The sequence below is a fragment of the Streptomyces thermocarboxydus genome (genome assembly GCF_024760485.1).
Lineage (GTDB): Bacteria > Actinomycetota > Actinomycetes > Streptomycetales > Streptomycetaceae > Streptomyces > Streptomyces cellulosae.
This window is the reverse complement of record NZ_CP058273.1, coordinates 1,985,628-2,009,920: the sequence shown is the minus strand read 5'-3', so window position 1 is coordinate 2,009,920 and position 24,293 is coordinate 1,985,628. Positions and strand designations below refer to the sequence as shown.

The 24,293-nt window shown below is 73.4% G+C and carries 21 protein-coding genes and 1 pseudogene; 11 read left to right on the top strand and 11 right to left on the bottom strand.

Features of this window, described 5'->3' with window-relative positions; all coding sequences use genetic code 11:
* Positions 1 to 47 precede the first annotated feature (47 nt).
* Positions 48 to 1,136: a FecCD family ABC transporter permease gene (locus tag AY578_RS09355; RefSeq protein ID WP_370879017.1), complete on the bottom strand. Its 1,089-nt coding sequence runs from the start codon at positions 1,134 to 1,136 to the stop codon at positions 48 to 50.
* Between the two features lie 2 nt (positions 1,137 to 1,138).
* Positions 1,139 to 2,155, bottom strand: a complete 1,017-nt coding sequence (locus AY578_RS09350) for a heme/hemin ABC transporter substrate-binding protein (RefSeq protein ID WP_258902252.1) — start codon at positions 2,153 to 2,155, stop codon at positions 1,139 to 1,141.
* 102 nt (positions 2,156 to 2,257) lie between these two features.
* Here AY578_RS09350 and AY578_RS09345 point away from each other — a divergent pair, with 102 nt between their 5' ends.
* A complete protein-coding gene (locus AY578_RS09345) occupies positions 2,258 to 3,688 on the top strand; it encodes an HtaA domain-containing protein (protein WP_258902251.1) in 1,431 nt (476 codons plus the stop codon).
* Positions 3,689 to 3,718: 30 nt separating this feature from the next.
* Positions 3,719 to 5,227: an HtaA domain-containing protein gene (locus tag AY578_RS09340; RefSeq protein WP_258902250.1), complete on the top strand. Its 1,509-nt coding sequence runs from the start codon at positions 3,719 to 3,721 to the stop codon at positions 5,225 to 5,227.
* 108 nt (positions 5,228 to 5,335) lie between these two features.
* Here the strand turns inward: AY578_RS09340 and AY578_RS09335 are convergent, their stop codons facing one another.
* Positions 5,336 to 6,502: a serine hydrolase domain-containing protein gene (locus AY578_RS09335; protein ID WP_258902249.1), complete on the bottom strand. Its 1,167-nt coding sequence runs from the start codon at positions 6,500 to 6,502 to the stop codon at positions 5,336 to 5,338.
* A gap of 217 nt (positions 6,503 to 6,719) precedes the next feature.
* On the opposite strand from AY578_RS09335, the gene AY578_RS09330 reads away from it, so the two are divergent.
* The gene (locus AY578_RS09330; protein ID WP_258902248.1) at positions 6,720 to 7,409 is read left to right on the top strand and encodes a PhzF family phenazine biosynthesis protein; all 690 of its coding nucleotides are present in this window, start codon (positions 6,720 to 6,722) and stop codon (positions 7,407 to 7,409) included.
* A gap of 58 nt (positions 7,410 to 7,467) precedes the next feature.
* On the opposite strand, the gene AY578_RS09325 is transcribed toward AY578_RS09330, so the two are convergent.
* Both AY578_RS09325 and map read right to left on the bottom strand, forming a co-directional pair.
* Positions 7,468 to 8,115: a biliverdin-producing heme oxygenase gene (locus AY578_RS09325; protein ID WP_258902247.1), complete on the bottom strand. Its 648-nt coding sequence runs from the start codon at positions 8,113 to 8,115 to the stop codon at positions 7,468 to 7,470.
* A gap of 184 nt (positions 8,116 to 8,299) precedes the next feature.
* Positions 8,300 to 9,157 carry a type I methionyl aminopeptidase gene (gene map / locus AY578_RS09320; RefSeq protein WP_026243445.1) on the bottom strand — a complete coding sequence of 286 codons (858 nt, stop codon included), beginning with the start codon at positions 9,155 to 9,157 and terminating at the stop codon, positions 8,300 to 8,302.
* Between the two features lie 58 nt (positions 9,158 to 9,215).
* Here map and AY578_RS09315 point away from each other — a divergent pair, with 58 nt between their 5' ends.
* The gene (locus AY578_RS09315; RefSeq protein WP_019522419.1) at positions 9,216 to 9,443 is read left to right on the top strand and encodes a hypothetical protein; all 228 of its coding nucleotides are present in this window, start codon (positions 9,216 to 9,218) and stop codon (positions 9,441 to 9,443) included.
* 9 nt (positions 9,444 to 9,452) lie between these two features.
* Here the strand turns inward: AY578_RS09315 and AY578_RS09310 are convergent, their stop codons facing one another.
* On the bottom strand, positions 9,453 to 10,055 hold the full coding sequence (locus AY578_RS09310) for a hypothetical protein (RefSeq protein WP_019522418.1): 603 nt from the start codon (positions 10,053 to 10,055) through the stop codon (positions 9,453 to 9,455).
* A 154-nt stretch (positions 10,056 to 10,209) separates the two neighbouring features.
* On the opposite strand from AY578_RS09310, the gene npdG reads away from it, so the two are divergent.
* Together npdG and AY578_RS09300 are read left to right on the top strand one after the other, a co-directional pair.
* Entirely contained in the window at positions 10,210 to 10,926 is a 717-nt protein-coding gene (gene npdG / locus AY578_RS09305) for an NADPH-dependent F420 reductase (protein ID WP_019522417.1), read from the top strand.
* A 54-nt stretch (positions 10,927 to 10,980) separates the two neighbouring features.
* Positions 10,981 to 11,172: a hypothetical protein gene (locus tag AY578_RS09300; RefSeq protein WP_028959796.1), complete on the top strand. Its 192-nt coding sequence runs from the start codon at positions 10,981 to 10,983 to the stop codon at positions 11,170 to 11,172.
* A 333-nt stretch (positions 11,173 to 11,505) separates the two neighbouring features.
* On the opposite strand, the gene AY578_RS09295 is transcribed toward AY578_RS09300, so the two are convergent.
* Complete coding sequence (locus AY578_RS09295; protein ID WP_258902246.1) at positions 11,506 to 12,300, bottom strand: site-2 protease family protein; 795 nt, start codon at positions 12,298 to 12,300, stop codon at positions 11,506 to 11,508.
* On the opposite strand from AY578_RS09295, the pseudogene AY578_RS33820 reads away from it, so the two are divergent.
* A pseudogene (locus AY578_RS33820) lies at positions 12,242 to 12,640 on the top strand (AfsR/SARP family transcriptional regulator); the annotation flags it as partial. The gene AY578_RS09295 and the pseudogene AY578_RS33820 sit on opposite strands and share 59 nt — an antisense overlap.
* Complete coding sequence (locus AY578_RS09285) at positions 12,619 to 15,741, top strand: ATP-binding protein (RefSeq protein ID WP_337663106.1); 3,123 nt, start codon at positions 12,619 to 12,621, stop codon at positions 15,739 to 15,741. The pseudogene AY578_RS33820 and the gene AY578_RS09285, both read left to right, overlap by 22 nt.
* A 3-nt stretch (positions 15,742 to 15,744) precedes the next feature.
* Here AY578_RS09285 and AY578_RS09280 read toward each other — a convergent pair whose 3' ends face one another.
* The 3 genes from AY578_RS09280 to panB all read right to left on the bottom strand — a co-directional run bounded on the left by AY578_RS09280 (position 15,745) and on the right by panB (position 18,672).
* The gene (locus tag AY578_RS09280; RefSeq protein WP_137209778.1) at positions 15,745 to 16,554 is read right to left on the bottom strand and encodes an ABC transporter permease; all 810 of its coding nucleotides are present in this window, start codon (positions 16,552 to 16,554) and stop codon (positions 15,745 to 15,747) included.
* Positions 16,551 to 17,585 carry an efflux ABC transporter ATPase subunit, DrrA-related gene (locus AY578_RS09275; RefSeq protein WP_215048665.1) on the bottom strand — a complete coding sequence of 345 codons (1,035 nt, stop codon included), beginning with the start codon at positions 17,583 to 17,585 and terminating at the stop codon, positions 16,551 to 16,553. Before AY578_RS09275 ends, AY578_RS09280 begins: the two co-directional genes overlap by 4 nt.
* Before the next feature lie 211 nt (positions 17,586 to 17,796).
* Entirely contained in the window at positions 17,797 to 18,672 is an 876-nt protein-coding gene (gene panB, locus AY578_RS09270) for a 3-methyl-2-oxobutanoate hydroxymethyltransferase (protein ID WP_019522411.1), read from the bottom strand.
* A 226-nt stretch (positions 18,673 to 18,898) separates the two neighbouring features.
* Between panB and AY578_RS09265 the strand changes: the two genes are divergently transcribed.
* The 3 genes from AY578_RS09265 (at position 18,899) to AY578_RS09255 (ending at position 22,425) form a co-directional block, all read left to right on the top strand.
* Positions 18,899 to 20,500, top strand: coding sequence for an MFS transporter (locus AY578_RS09265; protein WP_019522410.1), 1,602 nt, complete (start codon positions 18,899 to 18,901; stop codon positions 20,498 to 20,500).
* Between the two features lie 68 nt (positions 20,501 to 20,568).
* Entirely contained in the window at positions 20,569 to 21,183 is a 615-nt protein-coding gene (locus tag AY578_RS09260) for a TetR/AcrR family transcriptional regulator (RefSeq protein WP_019522409.1), read from the top strand.
* 192 nt (positions 21,184 to 21,375) lie between these two features.
* Positions 21,376 to 22,425, top strand: a complete 1,050-nt coding sequence (locus AY578_RS09255; RefSeq protein WP_019522408.1) for an endonuclease/exonuclease/phosphatase family protein — start codon at positions 21,376 to 21,378, stop codon at positions 22,423 to 22,425.
* 76 nt (positions 22,426 to 22,501) lie between these two features.
* On the opposite strand, the gene AY578_RS09250 is transcribed toward AY578_RS09255, so the two are convergent.
* A complete protein-coding gene (locus tag AY578_RS09250) occupies positions 22,502 to 24,268 on the bottom strand; it encodes an NAD+ synthase (protein WP_137209776.1) in 1,767 nt (588 codons plus the stop codon).
* Positions 24,269 to 24,293: the final 25 nt, after the last annotated feature.

Below are 24,293 nucleotides of genomic sequence, written 5' to 3'. Positions count from 1 at the left end.
GGGGTGCGGGGAACTGCGCGCCCGGCGCCGCGGACGACACACGACCTCTACGCCCACCCCCCATGCCGACGCCTCGTCCTCCGAAGCAGCCAGAAGAAGAAGGGGCTGCCCAGCAGCGCAGTCAGCACCCCCAACGGCAGCTCCGCCGGCGAGGCGACCGTACGGGCCGCCAGGTCCGCCGCCAGCAGCACCAGCGCACCCAGCAACGCACTGCCCGGCAGCAGGAACCGGTGCCCCGGCCCGGCGGCCATCCGCAGCAGGTGCGGGACGACCAGACCGACGAAGCCGATGATGCCGGACACGCTCACCGCCGCCGCGGTCAGCAGCGCGATCACCAGCACCAGCACGATCCGCAGCCGCTCCACGTCCACCCCCAGGTGACGGGCGGGCCGCTCGCCCAGCGCCAGCAGATCCAGCCGAGGCGCGTACAGCGGCGCGACGCCCAGCCCCAGCACCGCGCACGGCAGCACCGCCAGCACCTTCGGCCAGGTCGCCTGGGACAGCGAGCCGAGCTGCCAGAAGGTGATCTGGTTGACGGCGGCGGCGTCCGCGAAGAACAGGAACAGCCCGATGAGCGCGCCCGCGAAGGCGTTCACCGCGATACCGGTGAGGATCAGCGTCACCACCTCGGTGCGCCCGCCCGAGCGGGACATCGCGTACACGAGCAGCACGGTGACGAGTCCGGCGGCGAACGCGAGCAGCGAGACCGTCCAGTTGCCCGCGAAGTTCAGCCCCAGCGCGATGGCCCCCACCGCGCCGACCGCCGCGCCGGAGGAGACACCGATGACGCCGGGCTCGGCGAGCGGGTTGCCGAACACGCCCTGCATCAGCGCGCCCGCGCACCCCAGCGACGCCCCGACCAGCAGGGCGAGCACGATCCGCGGGAAACGCACGTTCCACAGCACGGATTCGGCGACCCGGTCCAGTTCCGTGCCGCCGAGGCCCAACCGGTGCTGCACGGAGGCGATCACGTCCCCGACGGGCACGGGATAGGCGCCGGTGTGGGCGGCCACGGGCACCAGCACGACGAGCGCGGCGACCAGCCCGGCCGTCAGCAGCCACGGAACACCGCGCCGCCGGGCGGGCGGGGCGGTCTCCCGCTGTGGGGACGTATGGGAAGGCGTCTTGGTCAGCACGCTCACCGCGCACCGCCCTCGCCGTACAGCTGCTCCACGACGGACGCGAGCACCTGGGCGGTGCGCGGGCCGTAGTTGAGCAGCACACCGTCCTCGACGGAGACGATCCGCCGGTCCATCCCGGCCGGGGTCTGCGCGATGCCGGGGATCTTCACCAGCCCGTCGACACCGCCGACCGACTCCAGCCCTTTCGACATCACGAGCAGCGCGTCCGGCGCCGCCTCGGCCAGCGCCTCGCTGGTGATGGCGGTGAAGTCCTTCTCCAGGCCCGACTCGGCGCCCGCGTCCACCGCCCCGGCCGCCTCGATCAGCGAGGTGGCGCCGGAGCCCTTGCCGCCGATGAGGTACACGGAGGCGGAGCCGCGCAGGTACAGGAAGGCGACCCGCGGCTTGTCCTCCTCCGCCGGCGCCGACTCCGCGACGGCGGCGACGCGTTCCTCCGTACGCCGGGTCAGCTCCTCGCCCGCCGACCGCACGCCGAGTGCCTCGGCGACGGCCTGGATGCGCGGGCCGACGTCGTCGAGCCCGGTGGCGGCCTCGACGACGAGGACGGGCACACCGGCCGCACGGATCTGGTCCACGGCCTCGGCGGGGCCGGTGCCGGACTCGGCGATCACCAGGTCGGGGCGCAGGGACAGCACGCTCTCGGCGGAGACGTCGTGGCCCCGGGTGACGACCGGAAGGCCGGCCGCCTGCTCGAAGGTGGCGGTCACGTCGCGGGCGACGACCCGTTCCCCGAGGCCGAGGGTGAACACGATCTCGCTGAGGCTGCCGGACAGCGGGACGACCCGCTCCGCCCGCTGGACCGTCACCTCCCGGCCGTCGGCGGAACGGACGCTCACCGGGAGCTTCGGCTCCGGGGTGTCGTCGAGGGGCTCGACGCGGTCGGCCGTCGCGGCGGAGGCGGCCGCGGGGGTGGAGGAGGCCGCGTCGGAGGAGCCCGAGCACGCGGTCGTGGTGAGGGCGAGGGCGAGCACGGACAGCAGTGCTCCCGCCAGGTTTGTGCGCAAGCGTCGCACGGTTCCGTCCGTTCCTTCCGGCTGTGGGTGGATGTTGACCGAGGTGCAGCTTAGGTTAGCCTTACCTTCGTTCGCTACGGCCCCGCCCCCGGAGGACTTCCCATGCCCACGCGTCTTCGCGCCTTGGCCGCCGTGCTCTGCGCGGCCGTCCTGGGTGCGTTCGTCCCGGCCACGACGGCGCACGCCGAGGGCCGTACGGTCCAGGGCGGCAGGCTCGACTGGGGCGTCAAGACGTCATTCCAGCGCTACATCACCGGCCCCGTCGCGAACGGGAGTTACGCCCTCACCGGCGGTGCGGCCACGGTCGGCGGCAGCGGCTTCCGCTTCCATTCGGCGACCGGGACGTACGACAGCGACACGGGCGCCTTCCGCGCCGCCTTCTTTGGCGGGGTGCACTTCGTGGGGCACCGCACCGACAGCGGCGCCTACCAGCTCGACATGACCCTCGCCCATCCCACCGTGTCGATATCCGGCGGCTCCGGCACCCTCTACGTGGACGTCACCAGCAAGGCGAAGGACACCGGGGCGGTCACGACGTCCCGTCAGGTGCCCTTCGCCTCCCTCTCCCTCGGCGGCATCGACATGCGCGGCGGCGGCACCTCCGTGGTCCTGAACAACCTGCCCGCCACCCTCACCGCCCAGGGCGCCGCCTCCTTCGCCGGCTACTACACGGCCGGCACCGCCCTGGACCCGGTCAGCCTCTCCGCCGACGTCCAGCAGGCGCGGAGCACGGCGACCACGAGCCCCGTCACGAAGAGCCCGCAGCCCACGAAGACGGAGAAGGCGGAGAAGACCGCGAAGAGCACTTCGCTCGTCGACGGAGCCGTCGACTGGGGTGTGCGCCGCACCTTCCGCGAGTACGTCACCGGCGACATCGCCCGCGGCGGCTGGACCCTGACCTCCGGCGCCCTCGACGGCGGCGCCCTCTTCCGCTTCCCGGGCGGGCAGGGCACGTTCGAGGACGGCGACCTCACCGCCGCCTTCCGCGGAGCCGTCCGCTTCACCGGCGACCACGGCCTCGACCTGCGGCTCACCGGCGTCCGCGTCACCGTCGACGACGGCAAGGGCACCCTCTACGCCGACGTCGCGTCACCGGACCACACCGGCCGCAAGGTCCCGCTGGTCACCTTCACCGCGAAGCACCTCAAGGCGAGGAACGGCCTCGTCACCGTCACCGAGGCCCCCGCGAAACTCACCGCCCGGGGCGCCGAGGCCTTCGGCGGGATGTACCCGGCGGGCACCGCGATGGACCCGGTCACCCTGGCCGTCGCCCTCACCGGCACCGCCGGACTCCCCGCCCTGCCCGACCTGGGCAGCGAACCCACCGCCACCCCGACGGCGTCCCCGTCCCCCTCGGCCGCCTCGCCGGAGCCGGTCGCGCAGGCCACCGGGGCGGACGACGACGGCGCGTCCCCCGCACTTCCTCTCTCCCTCGCGGCCGGATCCCTGCTGGTGCTCGCCGGCGCCGCCGCACTCCTCGTCCGCAGGCGCCGCGCAGGCCAGGACGCCGCGGACACCCCGCAGAACCACTGATCCCTTCCACCTCCGAGGAGACACCCCCCCATGTCCGCAAGACGACGCCGCTCCCTCGCCCTCGCCGCCGCGGTCGCCACGGCCGCCGCGCTCGGCGCCGCCGCCGCCCCCTCCGCCTCCGCCGCCGAGGTCCCCCTCTCCGGCTACGAACTCACCTGGGGCATCAAGGAGTCGTACCGTACCTACGTCGCCACCTACGCGCAGGGCGCCTTCACGCCCGCCGCGGGCGCGAGCCAGGCCGAGAACAACGGCGCGTTCACCTTCACCGGCGGCACGGGCGCCTACGACTCCACGACGCACGTGATGTCGCTCGGCTTCCAGGGCGAGCTGAACATCAAGTCGACGGCACACCGGTTCGAACTCACGCTGTCCGACCTGAAGTTCGACAGCGGCAAGGGCGAGATCACCGCCGACGTCCGGCGGAACGGCACCACCGAGGACGACGTCCCGCTCGCCACCGTCACGGTCACCCGCGCGATGACGGACATGGCCACGACCCTCACCGAGGAGGCCGGAGAGGTCTTCGGCAGCGACAAGTACGCGGGCGCGGCGGGCGACCCGCTGACCGTGGTGAAGAAGACCGACCCGGAACCGGAGCCCGAGCCGTCCACCACCGGGCCCGCCACCACCCCGCCCGCGACCCCGACCGCCGAGCCCGAGCCCACCGTTACGGTCACCCCGAGCACCTCGCCCACCACGCTGGCCCCGACGACCGCCCCGAGCGCCACCGCCTCGCAGTCCACCGCGCCCGCCACCCAGGGCGAGATAGCCGGCGGCATCCTCGACTGGGGCGTGAAGCAGTCCTTCCGCAGCTACGTCACCGGTCCCGTCGCCAAGGGCACGATCACCGCCTCGGACGGTGCCACCCAGGCCTCCGGCAACGGCGCGTTCACCTTCTCCGACGCCACCGGCGCCTACGACACCGAGGCCGGCACGCTGAAGGCCGCCTTCAAGGGCGCGGTCACCTTCAAGGGCCACGAGCACGACGGCGCCTACAGCCTCGACCTCACCTTCAGCGACCTGCGGGTGAACCTCACCCAAGGCAGGGGCACCCTGTCCGCCGACGTCGACGACCTCGGCACGACCACCCAGGACGTGGTCCTCGCCGATCTGTCCGCCCCGTCGGCCGCGCTCACCGCGCAGGACGACGTCATCACGCTCGACGGCGTGACCGCCACCCTCACCGAGGCCGGCGCGGAGGCCTTCGGCGGGTTCTACGCCGCCGGCGCCGAACTCGACCCGGTGAGTCTGGCCGTGGCCCTCACCGAAGGTGCGGAACTCCCCGTCGGCACGGGCGGCTCGGACGGCGGCGACAACGGCGCCGGCGGCAGCGGCACCGACACGGACGGCGGCTCGGACGCCTCCGGCTCCACCACCGGCGGTGTCGGCTCGACCGTCGGCGGCGACCTGGCCGGCAGCCTCGCCAGCACCGGCTCCGACGTCCCGGTCGGCGCCCTCGGCGCGGCGGCCGGCGCGGCCGTGGCCGCAGGAGCGGGCGTCGTCCTCGCCCTGCGCCGGAGGCGCCCGATGGCCGAGTGAGCCTCGGGGACGCACACCGTCCCCCACCTGACGCGTCGCCACGCGACGGAAGGGCGCCCCTCACCCCCGGGGGGCGCCCTCTCCGCGTACTCGGCCCGGTGTGCGGGGTTACGGCCGGCTCGCGAAGGCCGGCAGGGCGAAACGCTGCACCAGCGGGAAGGCGTCGTCGCGGGCGCTCTTGGCGTTCACCGAGTAGACGACCGTGCGGGACAGGTCCCGGGTGGCGCCCAGCACCGTGTGGTAGCCGGGCCGGGAGCCGGTCTTGCCCCAGACCTCCCGGCCGTCGATCACGAACCGCTGGAGCGCCATCCCGTAGGTGGCGCCGTCGACGTCCGGCACGGTGAGCATGCGGTCCAGCAGCGGTCGGGGCACGACCTTCCCGCCGAACAGGCCGAACACCAGGCGCTCCAGGTCGGCGGTGGTGGAGATCATGTCCCCCGCGGCCCAGCGGTCGGACATGTTCCACTCGGTGACGTCGGTGGTCCGGCCGTCGATGTCGGCGTACGCGCGGTTGTGCGGGCCGTGGATACGGGGGTCGGGGCCGCCGGGGAAGCCGGTGTGCCGCATGCCGAGGGGGCGGAAGACCCGTACGGCGGCCTGGTGTTCGTAGCTGTCGCCGGTCACCGCCTCGATCAGCATGCCGAGCACCGTGTAGTGGATGTTCCCGTACACCTGCCGCTCGCCCGGGGTGTGCGCCGGGCCCTGCGCGACGGACGCGGCCACCACCTCCTCGGGGGTGAGCGTCTCGAAGCGGTGCGCGTACATCTCCTCGGTCGTCGAGCCGAGGCTCGCGCCGGGCCGTAGCCCGCTGGTGTAGGTGAGCAGGTGGCGGACGGTCGGGGGCTCGGTGAAGGACGGCGGGAGCAGGTCCGGGAGATAGCGGCTGACGGGCGCGTCCAGGTCGACGCGCTTCTCCGCGACGAGCTGGAGCACGACCGCCGCGGTCACCACCTTGGTCGTGGACCCGGCCCGGAAGCGGGCGTTCTGCAGTGCGGGCGCGCCCGTGCGCACGTCCCGGATGCCGGCGTTCCCCGTCCAGCTGCCCTTCCCGCCGACCCGGATCAGCGCCGCGGAGACGTCCCCGTCGGGGACTTCGGCGAGCGCCCGCTCCAGCGCGGTCGCGTCGAAGCCGTCGGCCCGAGGCGCAAAGACGGCGGGGGAGACCCGCGCGGGCTGGGCGGCGGCCGTCCCGGCGAGGGGGACGAGCAGCAGGGAGGAGGCCAGCAGGGCGGACACGGCCGTGGCGCGGGCACGGGCGGTGGTGCCTGAGGTCATGGAAGGGCTCCGATCGCGGCGGTGGGTGCTGCGGACGGGAACCATCCTGGTGATCGAGCGAGGCGGCCGGATCGTACGCGGTGACGAGGCCCGCCCCTGGCGCTCCCCTTATCAACTCGCGTGTTCTGTAGGGGACTTCCCCGGGATACGACCCCGAGACGGACGGGCGACCGGACCGCGGGCTTCCGGTGGCCGCGAACGGTGCTTGAATGCCCCCGTGACTGCTTACGACGTGCTGCGTGTCTTCTGCGGCCCACGCGGCGGATACGGCAACGAGCTGGGCGTCGTCCGGGACGGCTCGGTCCTGCCGGGACCGGACGAGCGCCAGGAGTTCGCCGCCGAACTCGGCTTCAGCGAGACCGTGTTCGTCGACGACCCCGAGCGCGGGGTGATCGACATCTACACCCCCACCACCCGTCTGCCCTTCGCGGGCCACCCCTGCGTCGGCGCCGCCTGGCTGCTCGACGTGCCCGAACTCGTCACGCCCGCAGGGGTCGTGGGCGCCCGGCAGGACGGGGAGTTCTGCTGGATCGAGGCGCGCGCGGAGTGGGTGCCGCCGCGCACTCTGCGGCAGTACGCCACCGCCGCCGAGGTGGACGAGCTGCCCGTGCCTCCGAAGGGCGAGTGGATCTACGCCTGGGCCTGGCTGGACGAGCCCGCCGGGCGGATCCGCGCCCGCGCCTTTCCCGGCCGCACGGATGGGCGCGGCGACAGCCGCTCCGGTGGAGCCGGCGCCTGCGCCGGGGGCATCGACGAGGACGAGGCCACGGGCGCCGCGGCCCTGCTGCTCACCGACCGGCTGGGCCGCGCCCTGAACATCACCCAGGGCACCGGCTCGCAGATCCTCACCGCACCCCAGCCGGAGGGCTGGACCGAGGTCGGCGGCCGGGTCTGCCTGGAGCGCTGACCGGCACGGCGAACGGGCGGCACCGTCCGGGTGCCGCCCGTGCGTGCGGAAGGCCGGCTCACGCCGACAGCGGGAACTCCTCGCCCAGCGCGCGGAACACGTCCGAGTTCAGCGAGAACGCCCGCTTGCACTCGGCCACGATCCGCTGCTTCTCCAGGTCGTCCACCGCCACCGCGTCCAGCAGCGCCCGGTACTCCCGCTTGAACGCGGCCGGGTTGGAGATCCCCTCGAAGACGTAGAAGCGGACTCCGTCGCCCTTCCTCGCGAATCCCCAGGTGCGCTCCGCCTTGTCGCGGATGATCTGACCGCCCGAGAGATCGCCCAGGTAACGGGTGTAGTGGTGCGCGATGTACCCCGCCGGCCACTCGCGGGCCACCGTGGCCACCCGGTCGGCGTAGACGCGTGTCGCGGGCAGGGCGGTCAGGGTCGCGCGCCAGTCCGGGCCGCGCAGATGCTCCAGGTCCCGCTCCAGGGCGGCGAGCCGGAACAGCTCCGGGCGGACGAACGGGCCCGCCACCCGGTCCGACGCCAGGCCCTGCGCGCCGGACTCCAGCGCCTCGTACATGAACCACAACTGCTCGGTGTAGCGCGCGTAGGCGTCCACGCCCAGCCGTCCGCCCAGCAGATCGGTCATGAAGGTCGAGGTCTCCGCCTCCATGTGCTGCTCGTGGGAGGCGGTGCGGATCAGGGTCGAGAAGGAGTCCATCTGCCGATCTTTTATGGTTAGGCTTGCCTAAGTCAATGCCTTGCCGACGATGTGTCGGGAACTTCCCCCGTCCGTGTGCCAGGCAAACAGCCTGGGCAAACGGCGTGAGGAACGAGAAAAGCGGAGGGCCCGCGCTCCCGGAGGAGGCGGGCCCTCGAAGGTGTCGGTGCGGACGCGCCGGGCGTCACGGCAGGGTCAGGATGTCCGCCCCGGTGTCCGTGACCACCAGCGTGTGCTCGAACTGCGCCGTGCGCTTGCGGTCCTTCGTCACGACCGTCCAGCCGTCGTCCCACATGTCGTACTCGTGGGTGCCCAGCGTCAGCATCGGCTCGATGGTGAAGGTCATCCCCGGCTGCATCACGGTCGTCGCGTGCGGGCTGTCGTAGTGCGGGATGATCAGGCCCGAGTGGAACGACGAGTTGATGCCGTGACCGGTGAAGTCGCGCACCACCCCGTAGCCGAACCGCTTGGCGTACGACTCGATCACCCGGCCGATGATGTTGATCTGGCGGCCCGGCTTCACCGCCTTGATCGCCCGGTTCAGCGCCTCGCGGGTGCGCTCCACCAGCAGGCGGCTCTCCTCGTCCACGTCACCGACCAGGTACGTGGCGTTGTTGTCGCCGTGCACCCCGCCGATGTACGCGGTCACGTCCAGGTTGACGATGTCGCCGTCGCGCAGCACCGTCGAGTCCGGGATGCCGTGGCAGATGACCTCGTTGACCGACGTGCACAGCGACTTGGGGAAACCGCGGTAGCCGAGCGTCGACGGGTAGGCGCCGTGGTCGCACATGTATTCGTGCGCCACCTTGTCCAGCTCGTCCGTCGTCACGCCGGGCGCGATGAGCTTCGCGGCCTCCTCCATCGCGCGGGCCGCGATCCGGCCGGCGCGCCGCATCGCCTCGATCGTCTCGGGCGTCTGCACCTCCGGCCCGGTGTACGGGGTGGGCGCGGGCTTGCCGACGTACTCGGGACGGCGGATGTTCCCGGGCACGGAGCGGGTGGGGGAGAGCTTCCCCGGTACGAGGAGTGACTGGCCAGACATGCCGTGAGTCTAATTCAGCGGCGATGGGGGACCATCTTCCGTGGCGAGAGGAGCCGTCATGCCCCTGTTCAAGAAGCGCACGGCCGGCAAACCCGGCGAGTGGTACTACTGCCTGGAGCACAAGAAGGTCGAGGAAGGGCCCGAGTGCCCGGCCAAGGACCGCTTCGGCCCGTACGCGACCCGCGCCGAGGCGGAACACGCGATGGAGAAGGCCCGCGAGCGCAACCTCCAGTGGGAGAACGACCCCGCGTGGCACGACGCGCCGAAGGGCGGCGACGAGGACTGAGCGCCCGCCTCACCAGCGGGTCGGCGGCGGGGCGGTGAGCAGGTCGGCCAGCCGGGACAGCCGGTCCCGGAAGCGGCGGCGGCCCCGGCGGGCGGGCAGCGCGTTCTCCCCGGCCGCCGCGCTCACCAGGTGCTGCACGGTGTCCAGGTCCAGCTCGGAGCCGTCCGGGACGGGCAGCACCTCGTGCGCCAGCGCCGGCAGCTCGCCCGCCTCCGGACCCAGCGACAGCAGCGTCGCCCCGGCGCGGCGGGCGTCCGACACCCGCTCCAGCAGCGCCGCGGGCGGCTCGCCGGGCGCCACCACCAGCAGCGTCTCGCCCCGCCGCGCCGCCTCCAGCCTCCCCAGGCCCACCGCCAGGTGTGCCGGGTCCGTGGCACGCGCGTCGTGCCGCACCAGCGTCGGCGCCAGCTCCGGGGTGCCCGACCACGCCGCCTCGTCCACCAGGTGCGCCGCCAGGTGCCACGGCTCGTACTCCGGCGTGCCCACCAGCAGCAGCCCGCCGCCGTGCGACACCACCGACCCGCGCAGCGTCCCCGCGAAGTGCCGGGTCGCCCCCAGCCACTCCGTCCCCGCGAGCACTTCCCTCAGCAGCGCCACCCGTACGGCATCCATGCCGCCGCATCCTGCCCCCAACGGCACGTCCGCGTCCCGGTGTTCGGGAAGGGTTCGCCCGACCCGGGGACACGGGCGCGACACCGGCGGGGCGTCGCGTGACGGGCCTCACGCCCGGCCGGTGCGGGGGTGTCCACGGCCGTAGAGTCGGGCCATGACCTCTACCGACAGCGCACAGCAGCCCCCGAAGAAGGCCCCCGCCAAGGACCCCTGGGACCTGCCCGACGTCTCCGGCCTCGTCGTCGGCGTGCTCGGCGGCACCGGACCGCAGGGCAAGGGCCTCGCCTACCGGCTCGCCAAGGCCGGCCAGAAGGTGATCATCGGCTCCCGCGCGGCCGAGCGGGCCCAGGCCGCGGCCGAGGAGCTCGGGCACGGCATCGAGGGCGCCGACAACGCCGAGACCGCGCGGCGCAGCGACGTCGTCATCGTCGCCGTCCCCTGGGACGGGCACGGCAAGACCCTCGAATCCCTCCGCGAGGAGCTGGCCGGCAAGCTCGTCGTCGACTGCGTCAACCCGCTCGGCTTCGACAAGCAGGGCGCGTACGCGCTGAAGCCGGAGGAGGGCAGCGCCGCGCAGCAGGCCGCCGCGCTGTTGCCGGACTCACGGGTCACGGCGGCCTTCCACCACCTGTCGGCGGTGCTGCTGCAGGACCCGGAGATCGACGAGATCGACACCGACGTCATGGTGCTGGGCGAGGTCCGCGCCGACGTGGAGATCGTGCAGGCGCTGGCCGGGCGCATCCCCGGCATGCGGGGCATCTTCGCCGGGCGGCTGCGCAACGCCCATCAGGTGGAGTCGCTGGTCGCCAACCTGATCTCCGTCAACCGCCGCTACAAGGCGCACGCGGGGCTCCGCGTCACGGACGTATGAGGCGATGGGGGACACTGGAGCGGAAGCAGTGTCCCCCGACAGGAGCCTCCCACCATGCCCCGCCTCGCCGTCTACGCCCTCGCCGTGTGCCTCCTCGCCGTCGCGGCGGCCGTCGTGTCCTTCGTGCAGGGCAGCGTGCTGATCGGCGTCGTGTGGATCCTCCTGGCGGGCCTGTCGTCGAACATGACGTGGTACTACCTCCGCCGGGACCGGGCGTCCCGGGAGGACACCCCGGCGGCCAACTGACCCGGCGGGCCGACACCCCTCCGCGTCCCGGCGGGACGCCTTGCCTCGCGGGCGGGCCTGGCGTCCCCACCCGGCAGGGAGTCGGGCCCGGGGCACCTGTACGGCACCGCCGGCTGCACTCGCGCACGGTCGGTCACCTTGCCCCGGGTGGTGGGTGCCGCTGCGCCCACCCGTGCCGCCCCAGCGGCACGACTGCCCGCAGCGGCGGGGGCGGGGCGGGGTGGGGTCTGCCCCGGGTGCGGCTGCCCGTAGCGGGGGCGGTGGGGCTGCCCCCGGCGCGATCACCCGCAGGGAGGGGGGCCGCCCCACAGGGAGTCAGAGGGGTGCCGCCCCTCAGACCCCGCAGAAACCGTCCGCGCCCTGCCAGAAGCGGAACAGATTGAAGCCGCAGTCCGTGTCCAGCTCCTCGATGCACAAGGCGCGCAGCAACCCGTTGACCATGTCGAAGAAGACGCCGTTGACGGACGGCACCCACAGCAGCGCGAACACGAACAGCAGCCCGAACGGGGCGAACGGCTCGACCTGGCGCCGCACCCCGTGCGAGAGCCACGGCTCGATCACCCCGTAGCCGTCCAGCCCCGGCACCGGCAGGAAGTTCAGGATCGCCGCCGTCACCTGCAGCAGCGCGAGGAACGCCAGCGCGTACCGGAACGCCGGCGGCACGCCGTCCAGGGCGCCCAGCCAGAACGGCGCCGTGCACACCACCGCGAACAGCACGTTCGTCAGCGGCCCCGCCGCGGAGATCAGGCTGTGCCGCCACCGCCCCCGGATCCGCCCGCGCTCGATGAACACCGCCCCGCCCGGCAGCCCGATCCCGCCCATGATCACGAAGACCACGGGCAGCACGATGCTCAGCAGCGCGTGCGTGTACTTCATCGGGTTCAGCGTGAGATACCCCTTCGCGCCGACCGAGATGTCCCCGCCGTGCAGGGCGGTCCGCGCGTGCGCGTATTCGTGCAGGCACAGGGAGACGACCCACGCGGACGTCACGAACAGGAACACCGCGAGCCCCGGCACGGCGGCGAACCCCGTCCAGGTGGCCCAGCCGGTGACGGCCGAGACGGCCAGGATGCCCAGGAAGACGGGACTGACCCTCCGGTCGCCGGGACGGGTGACGGCGGTGCTCATGGGACTCCCTGCGGAGAGAAGAAGGGCGCGCGGGCCTGCCCGACCGTACCCGGGACCCGCCACGCCCGGAAAACGCTTCGCACGGCCGCCCGGTTCCGTGCAAGGTGAGGGCGCCCCTGTCCCCGGCCCGCGCGTCCCCCCGCGGCCGGCACCGGAGAGAATGGACCCCGTGCGCTACCGCATCCTCGGCACCACCCAGGCAGTCCGCCCCGACGGCGCCGTCGTCCCCGTGGGCGGCGCACGGCTGCGCGCCCTGCTGACCGTGCTCGCCCTGCGGGCCGGCCGCACCGTGCCGGTCGGCCTGCTGGTCGACGAGGTCTGGGACGGCGACCCGCCCGCCGACGCCACCGGCGCGGTGCAGGCCCTGGTGGGACGGCTGCGCCGGGCGCTGGGCGCGGACGCGGTCGCCTCCGCCGACGGCGCTACCGCCTCACCGCCGCCCCCGACGACGTCGACCTGCACCGCTTCGAGCGGCTGGCGGCGAGGCCTGCGCGCCGTGGCCGACGGCGACCCCGCCAAGGCGCCGCCGTGCTCGACGACGCCCTCGCCCTGTGGCGCGGCGGCACCGCGCTGCCCGGGCTGCCCGACCGCACCGCCGAGGCGGCCCGCGTGGAGACCCGCCACCTGGACGTGCTGCGCGCCCGCCACACCGCCGCCCTGGCCCTCGGGGAGGCCGAGCAGTCCCTCCCCGAGCTGACCGCCCTCTGCGACAGCCACCCCCTGGACGAGCCGCTCCAGGCGCTGCGGCTGCGCGCCCTGCGCGACACCGGCCGCACCGCCGAGGCGCTCGCCGCCTACGAGGAGGTGCGCCGGCTGCTCGCCGACCGCCTCGGCTCCGACCCCGGCGCGGAACTGCGCGCCCTGCACGCCGAGTTGCTCCACGCCGAGACGCCGCAGAAGCCTGAACCGCCCGCGCGCGCCGCCGCCCCCGGCAACCTCCGTGCCCGCCTGACCTCCTTCGTCGGCCGCGAGGCGGACATCGAGGCGATCCGCGCCGACCTGTCAGCCGCCCGCCTGGTGACGCTCCTCGGCCCGGGCGGGGCGGGCAAGACCCGGCTGTCGCAGGAGGCCGCCGAGACCGTACGGGCCGCGCACCCGGACGGCGTGTGGCTCGCCGAACTCGCGCCCGTGGACGACCCCGACGCCGTGCCGGCGGCGGTCCTCACCGCCGTCGGCGCCCGCCAGACCGTGCTGTACGGCGCCGGCGCGGAGGGCATGCGGGCCGTGACCGACCGGCACAGCGCCCCCGTGGACCGGCTCGCCGAGCACTGCGGGCCCCGCCGGATGCTGCTGATCCTCGACAACTGCGAGCACGTCGTCGAGGCCGCCGCCCGCCTGGTGGAGACCCTTCTCGAACGCTGTCCCGGCCTCACCGTCCTCGCCACCAGCCGTGAACCCCTGGGCGTGCGCGGCGAGTCGCTGCGCCCCGTGGAGCCGCTGCCCGAACCGGTCGCGCTGCGCCTGCTCGCCGAGCGCGGGGCCGCCGCCCGCCCCGGCTTCCGCACCGACGACGACCCGGAGGCGTGCGCCGAGATCTGCCGCCGCCTCGACGGCCTGCCCCTCGCCATCGAACTCGCCGCCGCCCGGCTGCGGATGCTCACCCCGCGCCAGATCGCCGACCGGCTCGACGACCGCTTCCGCCTTCTCACCTCCGGCAGCCGCACCGTCCTGCCCCGCCAGCAGACCCTGCGGGCCGTCGTCGACTGGTCCTGGGAACTGCTCGACGCCGGCGAACGCGACGTGCTGGGCCGCCTGTCCGTCTTCGCCGGCGGCTGCGACCTCACCGCCGCCGAGGCCGTGTGCGGCCCCGCCGCCCTGGACGCGCTGGGCTCCCTCGTCGACAAGTCCCTGGTGGTGGCCGCCCCGTCGGGCGACGGCGGCATGCGCTACCGGCTGCTGGAGACCGTCGCCGAGTACGCGGGCGAACGCCTCGACGAGACCGGCGCACGCGACGACGCCGAACGCGCCCATCTGACGTACTACCGTGAACTCGCCCGCACCACCGAGCCGTTGCTGCGCGGCCCGCGCCAGGTGGAGGCCGTCGCCCGGCTGGAGCGCGAGTACGAGAACGTGCGCACCGCCCTGCGGCACGCCGTCGCCCGGCGCGACGAGCAGGAGGCGCTCTGCATCGTCCTGTCCCTGGTCTGGTACTGGCAGATGCGCGACCTGCGTATCGAGGCCCGCACCTGGTGCAGGGAGGTCATGGCGCTCGCCCCCGACCCGTTCACCGAACCCGTGCGTCCGGCCGCACCGCTGTGGCAGCGCTGCACCGACCGACCGCCCCCGATGACGGGTGAGGTCCTCGCCGAGGCCCGCCGCGGGGCGCACCTGGCCCATCTCGCCCAGATGGACACCGAGCTGGACGACTGGCAGACCCCGCGGGCCCAGCACCGGCTGCGCCTGGTGTCCGCGACGTACGAGCCGGGACTGCCGCAGGTCTGCCGTCCGCCGGGGCTGCTGTGGACGTTCGCCGTGATGCTCACCGGAGACATGGAGCGGCTGCGCGACGTGGTGGACGCGGCGATCCGCACCTGCCGGGAGAACCCCGGCTTCGAGTGGGAGCTGGCCTGCAACCTCCAGCTGCGCGCCAACTTCCTCGCCAACCGGAGCGACTGGGCCGGCGACGCCCGCCGCGACGCCGACGAGGCCCTGGAGATCCACCGGCGCCTCGGCGACACCTGGGGCATCGCCGAGGCGCTCTCCGCGCGCGGCGAGGCCCAGGAACGCGCGGGCGCCTACCGGGAGGCCGCCGCCGACTACCGGGCGGCCATCGAGCACGCCGAACGCCTCGGCGCCCGCTCCCACACGGCCGTGCTCACCGCCCGGCTCGGCGACGCGCTGATCGAGGCGGGCGACACCGAGCAGGGCGAGCGGCTGCTGCGCGAGGTCATCGACTCCACCCGCGGCCGGCAGGTCGAGGCGCTGCCCGCCGCCCGGCTGTTCCTCATCGGCTGGCTGTGCGTGAGCGGGCGTACCTCGGAGGCCCGTGAGCATCTGCGGGCGCTGCGCGAGGAGTTCCGCCTCGCCCACTACGTGGTCTTCGACGTGTTCATCCTCGGCGCCGAGGCCTGGATCGAGGTGGCCGACGGCGACGACGCGCGGGGACTCGACACCGTCCGGGAGGCGATCCGGCAGGCGGGCGACTCGCTTGTCCTCGCCATGGCCCCGCACCTGCGCGCCTCGTACGTCGTCCTGGCCGCCGCGGCCCTCGCCGGACTGGACGGCGGCCGGCACGCCCGGGACGCGGCCCGCTGCCTGGGCGCCGCCGACTCCTGGCTGCCCGAGGGACACCGCGCGAACCTCATGGAACGCACGACCCGCGCCCGTGCCGAGGAGCGGATCCGCCGGGTGCTGGACGAGGCGGCCTTCGAGGCCGCGTACGCCGAGGGCGGCGGCCTCGGCGTCGAGGAGGCCACCGCCCTGATGCTGCGCGAGAGGTGAACGTCAGCTCTTGGTGCGGAACTTGTGGATGGCGTACGGAGCGGCCAGCGCGGTGATCCCCACCGACCAGGCCAGCGTCACCCACAGGTCGTGGGCGACCGGGCCGCCCAGCATCAGCCCGCGCGCCGCGTCGGCGAGCGTGGAGAGCGGGTTGTAGTCGGTGAAGGCCTGCAGCCAGCCCGGCATCGAGTTCGTCGGTGCGAAGATCGACGAGCCGAACTGCAGCGGGAACAGCACCAGGAAGCCCATCGCCTGCACCGACTGGGCGTTCTTCAGCACCACGCCCAGGGTGAGGAACACCCACATGATCGACGAGGCGAACACCGCGGACAGGCCGACGGCCGCGAACAGCCCGGCCCAGTGGTGGATCTCGAAGCCGACCAGCACGGCGACGACCATCAGCACGGTGGTGGCGAACAGCATCCGCACCAGCTCCACGCCGATCTTCGCGAAGAGCACCGAGCCGCGCCCGATCGGCAGGGACCGGAAGCGGTCCATGACACCGGAGTTGAAGTCCTGGCTGAAGCCGGTGCCGACGCCCTGCGAGAGCGTCATGCTCATCATCGCGATCATGCCGGGGATGACGTACTGGACGTAGCCGTCCTGGCCGCCGCCCAGCGCCTGCCCGATCGAGCCGCCGAAGACGTACACGAACAGCAGGGTGAAGACGACGGGCATCAGCAGCGCGTCGAACATCGACTCAGGGTCCTGCTTGATCCACAGCAGGTTGCGGCGGACCAGGGCCCCGGTGTGGCGCAGGTGGCCGCGCAGCGGGATACGGGCGTCGTCCGCGGTGGTGGTGGCGGCGCTCATACGGCGACCTCCTCACGGTCGTCACGGGTGCCGGCGGACGGGGCGTCCTCCGGAACACCGGCACGGTGGCCGGTGAGGGACAGGAACACCTCGTCCAGGCTGGGCAGTTCGGTGGTGAGGGCGTTGAGGGTGATCCCGCGCGCGGTGACCGCGCCGACCACGGCGGTCAGCTGCTCGTCGCTCAGGACCGGCACGAGCACCGCGCCGCCCTCGGCGTCGACGGTGGTGGTCGCCAGCCCGGTGACGCCGAGGCCGTCGAGTGCGGCGGCCAGCGGCCGCAGCTGCCCCGGGTCGGCCGGGCGCACCCGGAGCGTCCGCCCGCCGACCTTCGCCTTCAGCTGCTCGATGCCGCCGGTCGCGATGACCTTGCCGCGGTCCACCACGGTCAGCTCGGAGGCGAGCCGCTCGGCCTCCTCCATGTACTGGGTGGTCAGCAGGACGGTCACGCCCTCGCCGACCATCCTCGTGACCTCGTCCCACACCTCGTTGCGGGTGCGCGGGTCGAGCCCGGTGGTCGGCTCGTCGAGGAAGAGGACCTCGGGCCGGCCGATCATGGAGGCCGCCAGGTCGAGCCGGCGCCGCATACCGCCGGAGTAGGTGCTCGCGGGCCGCTTGGCCGCGTCCGTGAGCGAGAACCGCTCCAGCAGCTCGTCGGCGCGGCGCCGCGCCTCCTTGCGCGGCAGGTCCAGCAGCCGCCCGATCATGTAGAGGTTCTCCCAGCCCGGGAGCTTCTCGTCCACCGAGGCGTACTGCCCGGTCAGCCCGATCACCCGGCGCAGCTGCCGGGGCCGGCGGACCACGTCGTACCCGGCGACGGTGGCGTGCCCCGAGGTCGGGGCGAGCAGTGTGGACAGAATGCGGACCAGCGTGGTCTTGCCGGCCCCGTTCGGCCCGAGCACCCCCATCACGGTGCCCTCGGCCACGTCCAGATCGACCCCGTCGAGGGCCTTGGTCTCCCCGTAGTGCTTGACCAGCCCCCGGACGGTCACGGCGCTTCCCGCGCCCCCCGTTCGTTCGTCGTATCGCGTCATGTCCCCGACGATCGCAGCGCCCGCCGACAAAGCCCCGACAGACCGCCGACACCCGCCGACAGGCGTCCGCGCACCGTGTCGGCGGGGTGTCGGAGAGGTGCCGGCGAAAAGGGCGACGGCCCGCCGACGGGGGAAGATCGGCGGGCCGTCGTGGTGGTGCGACAGTGGCTCACAGGGGCGTGCGCGGTGGCTCGCCCCACCCGGGCGCGGGTCAGTGCACGGAGTGCTCCTCGGCCGGGAAGGACCCGGCGACCACGTCCTCGGCGAACGCCTTCGCCGCCCCGGCCATCACGCCCCGCAGGTCCGCGTACTGCTTGACGAACTTCGGCACCCGGCCGCCGGTCAGCCCGAGCATGTCGGTCCACACCAGCACCTGGGCGTCGGTCTCGGGGCCCGCGCCGATCCCGACCGTCGGGATGTGCAGCGTGCGGGTCACCTCGGCGGCCAGCTCGGCCGGCACCAGCTCCAGGACCACCGCGAACGCGCCCGCGTCCTGCACGGCCTTCGCGTCCCGCAGCAGCTGCTGGGCGGCCTCCTCACCGCGTCCCTGCACCCGGTAGCCCATGGCGTTCACCGACTGCGGGGTCAGCCCGATGTGGGCCATCACGGGGATGCCGGACTCCACCAGCAGCTCGATCTGCCGGTGCGAGCGCTCCCCGCCCTCCAGCTTCACGGCGCCGACCCCGGCCTCCTTCACCAGCCGGGTCGCCGAGCGCAGCGCCTGCACCGGACCCTCCTGGTAGGAGCCGAACGGCAGGTCCCCGACGATCAGGGCGCGCGAGGTGCCCCGGACGACGGCGGCGGCCAGCATGGTCATCTCGTCGAGGGTGACGGGCACGGTGGTGTCGTACCCGAGGTGGCAGTTGCCCGCGGAGTCGCCGACCAGCATCACCGGGATGCCGGCCTCGTCGAACACGGACGCGGTCATCGCGTCGTACGCGGTGAGCATGGGCCACTTCTCGCCGCGCTCCTTGGCGAGGGCGATGTCCCGGACAGTGATGCGGCGCGAGCCCTTGCCCCCGTACAGCGTCTTGCCGCCGGAGGAGGAACCGGGCGTCCCGGTCTGGGCAGCCGAAAGCTGCGTCATGGATCCGTCTCCCAACACGTCATCTCGAGGCGCCCTGACGGCGTCCCCGGACCACGTCCATGGTGGCACCTCCGCCGGACGAGGGCCAGAGGCACCCCTGTGAGCTCCGCCCCGCCGTGCCGCGCTGCTCCGGATGGCCCAGCGCGGTGCAATGTCGGGGCATGTTTACGGCAAAGCCTTTCCGATACGAGACGGTTCCGTATCGGAAGTCCTTAGGCTGGTCCGCATGACTTCTCCCGCCGCCCCCGCCCGCCGGGTCCCGGAGGCCGTCCACCGCCGCCGCTGGGCGATCCTCGGCGTGCTGATGCTGAGCCTGCTGATCGTCGTCCTGGACAACTCGATCCTGAACGTCGCCATCAAGACGATCTCCACGCCCGCGCCCACCGGCCTCGGCGCCACACAGAGCGAGCTGGAGTGGGCGATCAACGCCTACACCCTCGTCTTCGCGGGCCTGCTGTTCTCCGCCGGGCTCCTCGGTGACCGGCTGGGCCGCAAGAAGGTGCTGCTCGGCGGCATGGCGGTGTTCGGCATCGGCTCGGCGCTCGCCGCGTTCTCCGGCACCCCGGCCGAGCTGATCGGCTTTCGCGCGGTGATGGGCCTGGGCGCCGCGTTCGTCATGCCGGCCACCCTGGCCGTGCTGATGAACGTCTTCGAGCGGGACGAGCAGCCCAAGGCCATCGGCATCTGGGCGGGCGGCGTGGGCCTCGCCATCGCCATCGGCCCGATCACCGGCGGACTGCTCCTGGAGCACTTCTGGTGGGGCTCGGTCTTCCTGGTCAACGTGCCCATCGTGGTCCTCGGCATCGGCCTGATGCTGTGGCTGGTGCCGGACTCCCGGGACCCGGACCCCGGCCGGATCGACCCGCTGGGCGTGGTGCTGTCCGTGGCGGGCCTGGTGCTGCTGGTCTACGGCATCATCAAGGGCGGCCAGCTCGCCGACTTCGGCGACCCCGTGGTGCTGGGCGCCATCGGCGCCGGTCTCGCCGTCCTCACCGTGTTCGTGATCGCCGAGAAGCGCAGCGACCACCCGTCCATCGACATGGACTACTTCCGCAACAAGGTGTTCTCCGCGGCGATCGCCGCCATCGCCCTGGTCTTCTTCGCCCTGATGGGCGTGACCTTCTTCGCGGTCTTCTACACCCAGAGCGTGCGCGGCTACTCGCCGCTGGAGACCGGTCTGCTGATGATTCCGCTCGCCGCCGCCCAGATGGTGTTCGCCCCGCGCGCCCGGCTGCTGGTGGACCGCTTCGGCAACAAGGCCACCACCACCGCGGGACTGCTGGTCCTCGCCGGGATGCTGGCCGCGTTCGCCGCGCTGGACAAGGACACCCCCATCTGGATCCTGGAAGTGATCTTCTTCCTGATGGGCGCGGGCATGGCGCACGTGATGACCCCGGTCAGCGTGGTCATCATGCAGGCGCTGCCCCGCGAGAAGGCCGGCTCCGCGTCCGCGCTCAGCAACACCTTCAGGCAGGTCGGCGGCGCCCTCGGCATCGCCGTCCTCGGCTCGGTGCTCTCCACCGCCTACCGCGGCTCGGTCCGCGACGAGCTGGCCGTGCTGCCGCCCGGCGCCCGGCACGCGGCCGGCGAGTCCATCGAGGCCACCCTGGCCGTCGCGGAGCGGCTCGGCCCGCGCGCCGACGCCCTGGCCGCCGCGGCCGACGACGCCTTCCTGCACGCCATGCACGTCACGGCGCTGTGGGGCGCCGGGGTGGCCGTGCTGGGCGCGGTCGTCGTCGCCGTGTTCCTGCCCGGGCGCACCCCGGGCCCCGGCGGCGCGGAGGCGGACGGGAAGCTGGTGTCCGCCGCGGAGTCCGCCGACGGCTGAACCCGGGCGGCGCCCCCGCGCCCACCGGGGAGAATCGTCGTCCCCGGACCACCGAAAGGACCGACGACGTGAGCCTGGCCGGCAGCGGCCCCCGACAGGACGGCCCCGCACGGGGACGCCCCCGCAGCGAGGCGGTCGAACGCGCCATCATCGAGGGGGTGATGAAGCTCCTGGAGGACGGCGTCCCGCTCGCGGAACTCTCCATCGAGCGCATCGCCCGCACCGCAGGCGTCGGCAAGGCCGCCATCTACCGGCGCTGGACCGGCAAGGAGCAGCTCTTCGTCGACGTCATGCGCGCCGCGGAGCCCCCCGACCCCGACCTGCCCGGCACCTCCATGCGCGACGACCTGGTGGTCCTGCTGGAGTCGCTGCGGCTGCGCGGACTGGCCGGCCGCACCTCCGCGATCCTGCACAACGTCCGCGCCCAGATGAAGTCCAGCCCTCACCTGTGGGCCGCCTACCACGACACCGTCATCCAGCCGCGCCGCCGCGTCGGCCTGGAGGTGCTGCGCCGGGGCCGTGACAACGGCGAACTGCGCGCCGACGTCGACCTGGAACTCCTCAACGACATGGTGGTGGGCCCGGTCCTGGTCCGCACCGTGCTGCGGCCCGACGCGGAGCTGCCCGCCGACCTCGCCGAGCGTGTCGTCGACACCCTGCTCCAGGGGCTGCGCCCCGCATGACGTGGCCGCGATGTGCGGGTTTCGTCACAGACGCCACCCCCGTCACGCACATCAGGAACTGCCCGCGCGGCCCCGCACGTCCTCGCTTCCGTACGGCCGCCCGGGCGGCGGCGGGAAAGGAACCGGACATCCCCTAGGGTCTTACGGACGACGGGGGGCGACGGTGTGCACGGCAGGTTGTGAGGCGGCGGTATGGCGCAGCAGGCGTACATGACGGAGACGGACGACGGGCGCCAGGGCCCCCGGACCCCGGCCTCCCGGTTGCGGCGCCTGCTCCGGCGGCTGGGCGCCCTGCGCGGGGACCGCGGAATCTGGCGCAGGGGCTGGGCGGTTGCCGTCTGCGCGCTCCTGCTGGCGCTGGTGATGCTGGCCCACGCGCACGTCCCCAACGCCGTCGGCAACCTGGGCAGCCTGCTGGAGACGTTCCTGCCGTGGCTGGGCCTGTTCGTACCGGTGCTGCTGGTGCTGGCGCTCGTCCGCCGCTCGGCGACCGCGCTGATCGCGACGGTGCTCCCGGTGGTCGTGTGGCTCAACCTGTTCGGCGGTCTGCTCAGCGACAAGAACGTCTCCGGCGGCGATCTGACGGTGGCCACGCACAACGTCAACGCCGAGAACCCGGACCCGTCCGGCACCGCCCGTGAGGTGGCCGCCGCGGGAGCGGACGTGCTGGCGCTGGAGGAGCTGAAGGCCTCCGAGGTGCCCGCCTACCGGGCCGCGCTGTCCGACACGTACGACTACCACGCGGTGGTCGGCACGGTCGGCCTGTGGTCCAAGTACCCGCTCAGCGACGTCAGGTCGGTGGACATCCGGCTGGGCTGGCAGCGGGCGATGCGCGCCACCGTGGACGCGCCGGCCGGCCGGGTCGCGGTGTACGTCGCGCACCTGCCGTCGGTGCGGGTGAAGCTGGAGGCCGGGTTCACGGCCCGTCAGCGCGACAAGAGCGCCGACGCGCTGGGCGAGGCCATCGCGGAGGAGCCGCTGGACAACGTGGTGCTGCTCGGCGACCTCAACGGCACGATGAACGACCGCTCCCTGAAGGCGGTCACCTCCCAGATGCGCTCCACGCAGGGCGCGGTGGGCAGCGGCTTCGGCTTCAGCTGGCCGGCGTCGTTCCCGATGGCGCGCATCGACCAGATCCTCGTCAGGGGCGCCGAGCCGGAGAGCTCCTGGACGCTCCCGCAGACGGCGAGCGACCACCTGCCGATAGCGGCACGGGTACGGGTCGCCGACACCGCGGAATAGCTGCAACGGCCCGGACGCACGACGGCGGGCGGGGCGCGGAACACCGCACCCCGCCCGCCGTCGTCGTACCCGGACCTCACACCTCGGGCGGCAGACCCTCGCGCCAGCCGTTGGTGATGGGCAGCCGGCGGTCCTTGCCGAAGCCCTTCGGGGAGATCTTGGTGCCCGGCGGGTACTGGCGCCGCTTGTACTCCGCCCGGTCCACCATCCGCAGCGTCTTCTCGACCAGCTCGCGGTCGTGGCCGGCCTCGACGATGTCGTCCGCGCCCTTGTCCTGGTCCACGTACAGCGCCAGGATCGCGTCCAGCACCGGGTAGTCCGGCAGCGAGTCCGTGTCCACCTGGCCGGGGCGCAGCTCCGCGCTCGGCGGCTTGGAGATGGAGTTCTCCGGGATCGGCGGCGTCTCGCCCCGCTCCTCGGCCGCGCGGTTGCGCCACCGCGCCAGCCGGAACACCAGCGTCTTGTACACGTCCTTGATGGGCCCGTACGCGCCGACCGAGTCGCCGTACAGCGTCGAGTAGCCCACCGCCAGCTCGGACTTGTTGCCCGGGGCGAGGACGATGTGACCCTCCTGGTTGGAGAGGGCCATCAGCATCGTGCCGCGCAGCCGCGACTGGAGGTTCTCCTCCGCCAGGCCGGTCAGCTCCAGCGACCCCATGTACGCGTCGAACATCGGCTCGATCGAGACCGTGCGGAAGTTCAGCCCGGTGCGCCGCGCCAGCTCCGCCGCGTCACCCTTCGAGTGGTCGGAGGAGTACTTCGACGGCATGGAGACGCCGTACACGTTCTCCGGGCCGACCGCGTCGCAGGCGATCGCGGCGACCAGCGCCGAGTCGATACCGCCGGACAGCCCGATCAGCACCGAACGGAAGCCGTTCTTCTGCACATACGCCCGCAGGCCCACGACCAGCGCCGAGTACACCTCCGCGTCGTCGTCGAGACGCTCCGCGTACCCGCCGGTGTGCTCCGGCTCGTACGCGGGGAGCGGGTCCTCCGACAGCACGACCCGCTCGATGCGCAGTCCGTCGTCCACCACGCCGTCGGGCGCGTCGGCCGCCGCGGCCGGCAGGTCCAGGTCGACCAGCAGACACGTCTCGGAGAACTGCGGGGCGCGCGCGATCACCTCGCCGTCCGCGCCGACGACGATCGAGTCGCCGTCGAAGACCAGGTCGTCCTGGCCGCCCATCATCGCCAGGTACGCGGTGGTGCAGCCGGCCTCCTGCGCCCGCTTGCGCACCAGCTCCAGCCGCGTGTCGTCCTTGTCCCGCTCGTACGGCGAGGCGTTCACCGACAGCAGCAGCCCGGCCCGCGCCGAACGCGCCGCCGGCACCCGGCCGCCGTCCTGCCACAGGTCCTCGCAGATGGCGAGGGCGACGTCCACGCCGTGCACCCGCACCACGGGCAGGGTGTCGCCGGGCACGAAGTAGCGGAACTCGTCGAAGACGCCGTAGTTCGGCAGGTGGTGCTTGGCGAAGCTCAGCGCCACCTCGCCCCGGTGCAGCACGGCGGCCGCGTTGCGCGGGGCGCCCGCGGGCTGGCCGTACTTCGGCTGGGCGGCGGCGCTGCGGTCCAGGTAGCCGACGACCACCGGCAGGTCGCCGAGGCCCTCGTCGGCGAGGCGCGCGGCCAGCGCGCGCAGGGACGCCCGGGAGGCCTCCACGAAGGACGACCGCAGGGCGAGGTCCTCGACGGGATACCCGGTCAGCGCCATCTCCGGGAACGCCACGAGATGCGCCCCCTGCCCGGCGGACTCACGGGTCCGGCGGACAATCGTTTCCGCGTTGCCGGCGAGATCGCCGACGGTCGAGTCGATCTGGTTCAGGGCGAGTCGTAGTTGAGGCACCCGGCCAGTGTAATCGTCAGAGCGA

What these genes read in the sequence shown, in the direction of transcription:
- AY578_RS09345 (WP_258902251.1), top strand. Translation starts at nt 2,258, where the DNA reads ATGCCCACGCGTCTTCGCGCCTTGGCCGCCGTGCTCTGCGCGGCCGTC.
- AY578_RS09340 (WP_258902250.1), top strand. Translation starts at nt 3,719, where the DNA reads ATGTCCGCAAGACGACGCCGCTCCCTCGCCCTCGCCGCCGCGGTCGCC.
- AY578_RS09335 (WP_258902249.1), bottom strand. Translation starts at nt 6,502, where the DNA reads ATGACCTCAGGCACCACCGCCCGTGCCCGCGCCACGGCCGTGTCCGCC.
- AY578_RS09325 (WP_258902247.1), bottom strand. Translation starts at nt 8,115, where the DNA reads ATGGACTCCTTCTCGACCCTGATCCGCACCGCCTCCCACGAGCAGCAC.
- map (WP_026243445.1), bottom strand. Translation starts at nt 9,157, where the DNA reads ATGTCTGGCCAGTCACTCCTCGTACCGGGGAAGCTCTCCCCCACCCGC.
- AY578_RS09315 (WP_019522419.1), top strand. Translation starts at nt 9,216, where the DNA reads ATGCCCCTGTTCAAGAAGCGCACGGCCGGCAAACCCGGCGAGTGGTAC.
- AY578_RS09310 (WP_019522418.1), bottom strand. Translation starts at nt 10,055, where the DNA reads ATGGATGCCGTACGGGTGGCGCTGCTGAGGGAAGTGCTCGCGGGGACG.
- npdG (WP_019522417.1), top strand. Translation starts at nt 10,210, where the DNA reads ATGACCTCTACCGACAGCGCACAGCAGCCCCCGAAGAAGGCCCCCGCC.
- AY578_RS09300 (WP_028959796.1), top strand. Translation starts at nt 10,981, where the DNA reads ATGCCCCGCCTCGCCGTCTACGCCCTCGCCGTGTGCCTCCTCGCCGTC.
- AY578_RS09295 (WP_258902246.1), bottom strand. Translation starts at nt 12,300, where the DNA reads ATGAGCACCGCCGTCACCCGTCCCGGCGACCGGAGGGTCAGTCCCGTC.
- AY578_RS09280 (WP_137209778.1), bottom strand. Translation starts at nt 16,554, where the DNA reads ATGAGCGCCGCCACCACCACCGCGGACGACGCCCGTATCCCGCTGCGC.
- AY578_RS09275 (WP_215048665.1), bottom strand. Translation starts at nt 17,585, where the DNA reads ATGACGCGATACGACGAACGAACGGGGGGCGCGGGAAGCGCCGTGACC.
- panB (WP_019522411.1), bottom strand. Translation starts at nt 18,672, where the DNA reads ATGACGCAGCTTTCGGCTGCCCAGACCGGGACGCCCGGTTCCTCCTCC.
- AY578_RS09265 (WP_019522410.1), top strand. Translation starts at nt 18,899, where the DNA reads ATGACTTCTCCCGCCGCCCCCGCCCGCCGGGTCCCGGAGGCCGTCCAC.
- AY578_RS09255 (WP_019522408.1), top strand. Translation starts at nt 21,376, where the DNA reads ATGGCGCAGCAGGCGTACATGACGGAGACGGACGACGGGCGCCAGGGC.